The sequence below is a fragment of the Cypionkella sp. genome, from assembly GCF_036782355.1.
In the GTDB taxonomy this organism is placed as follows: Bacteria; Pseudomonadota; Alphaproteobacteria; order Rhodobacterales; family Rhodobacteraceae; genus Cypionkella.
The window spans coordinates 1-2,141 of record NZ_DAIPZF010000074.1; the positions used below are offsets into that span (position 1 = coordinate 1).

The 2,141-nt window shown below is 57.9% G+C and carries 1 protein-coding gene; it reads left to right on the forward strand.

What is annotated here, in order from left to right; all coding sequences use genetic code 11:
- Window positions 1-1,981: PAS domain-containing hybrid sensor histidine kinase/response regulator (locus tag V7Q10_RS15550; RefSeq protein ID WP_333870049.1), on the forward strand; the 1,981-nt coding region annotated here is incomplete at its 5' end.
- Window positions 1,982-2,141: the final 160 nt, after the last annotated feature.

Below are 2,141 nucleotides of genomic sequence, written 5' to 3' on the forward strand. Positions count from 1 at the left end.
GTTATTGCTGCATTTCGGCAGGCTGTCGCAGCGCCATGCGCGCGAGGTCGAGCTTTCTTTGAAACGCATTAAATCCATTGTGGACAATGCCTTGGATGCGGTGATCGTGGCCGATCCGCAAGGACGGGTGTTGGAATTCAACCCAGCGGCCGAGCGGATATTTGGCTACAGCCGGGCCCAGACGCTTGGCAGGCCCCTTTCGGAGTTGATTGTGCCGGCCCGATTTCTTGCCGCCCATGCCGCGGGCATGCGGAGGATGCAGCGCGGCGAAGCGCCGCTTGTGGTCGGCAAAGGCCGCGTGCGCATGACGGCGCTGAACAGCGAGCTAAGCGAATTTCCCGTCGAGCTTTCGATTGCGCAATCTGAAGACACCGAGGGGATGATTTTCATCTCTTTCATCCGCGACCTTTCCGCTGAAATCGCAGCCGAGCAGGAATTGGTTGCCGCGCGCGATCGGGCTTTGGCGGGAGAGAAGGCAAAGGCAGAGCTGCTGGCAGTGATGAGCCACGAGATGCGCACGCCGCTGAACGGCATGTTGGGCACGTTGGAATTGATGCAAGACACCAGCCTGTCGCCGCGCCAAGTTGGTCTGCTGGGGGTGATGCAGGATTCGGGCAAGCTGTTGCTGCATCATGTCAATGACGTCTTGAACATTGCGCGGCTGGAAAGCGGCAAAATGCCGATCCAGCGCAGCGCAGTAAACATCGCACAACTGGTCGCAGAAATCATCGCGAATCAGAGCCCTAACAGCAAAAGCAATCAAAACACCCTTCAGCTTCAGGTTTCAGAAGTGGTGCCGCATCTGGTCGAGCTTGATGATTTTCAGCTGCGCCAGATCCTGCTGAACCTGATCGGAAATGCGGTGAAATTCACCCAAAACGGCGAGATAACCGTCTCGGTTGACTATGAGGCCACGGAAAAAACCCTGCGCTTTGCCGTCACAGATAGTGGCGTGGGAATTGATCCCGCCGATCTTGAGCGGATTTTTGAAGATTTTGTCACGCTTGATCCCAGCTATACCCGCGCCCAAGGCGGCACAGGCTTGGGTCTTGGCATCACGCGGCGGATTGTCGAGAATTTGGGGGGGGCAATCGCCGTCGAAAGCCGCAAGGGTCAGGGCAGCACCTTTCGCATTGCCTTGCCCAATGTCAGCACGCTAAGCGCGCAAGAATTGCCCGTCCAGCCTGAAGCCGCGCGCGCCCTGCCGCAAACTTTGGCCCGCGGCGGCAGCATTCTTGTGGTCGAAGACAATGCCATCAACCGACTTGTTGTGCGGGAAATGCTGATAAAACATGGCCATAACGTTGTGGAGGCCGTGGATGGCGAAGACGGCGTGCGGCGGGCCTCGGAGACAAAATTCGATTTGATTTTTATGGATATTTCGATGCCGCGGATGGATGGCATGGCCGCGACACGCGCCATCCGCGACGGCGGGGGCCCCTGCAATTCGGTCTCGATCATCGCGCTGACCGCACATGCGCTGACCGACGAGGTGGAGCGCTTTAAGGCGGCGGGGATGCAAGAAGTCTTGGTCAAACCGGTCACCGGAGCGGCGCTGACACAGATTTTGGCCAGCTATTGCCACCCAGCCCCTGCCCCCACCACTTCGCGCGTGCATCGGACCGAAGATTTATTGGATCTGCACATGCTGGCGGAGCTTTACGAAACTATGGGGGAAAGCCTGTCGCAAAGCCTGATGCAGGATTTTATCAAACAAGTCGAAGGCCAGCTTGCAGTATTGCTTGACCCGGCAAACCCGCTGCCGCTCGAGGTGCTGCGACGCGAGATCCACCGCCTGTCTGGCTCGGCGGCAATGTTCGGGGCAAAGGCCTTCACCCAAAATCTACGCGAAATAGAGACGCTGTGTAAATCTGGCGCGGCACCTGAAGCGATGCAGCAGCTGCAAGGCCTGCCCCCGCTGTGGGCTCAGACACTTGCAGCCCTCCATCAGCATGCCCATAGCCCTGCGGTGCAGCTTTAGCCAAGCCGAAACCGCCGCATTTCAGAGGGTGAAACTTGTTCGTTTCAACTTCCCAAGGCAGACTGTCCCCGACCCTCTTTGGATGTGAGAGATCGGGGCTATTCTATTTCAGTCAGTGATCATCGCCGTGGTCATCGCTGCCGTGGCTTTCATTGCTATC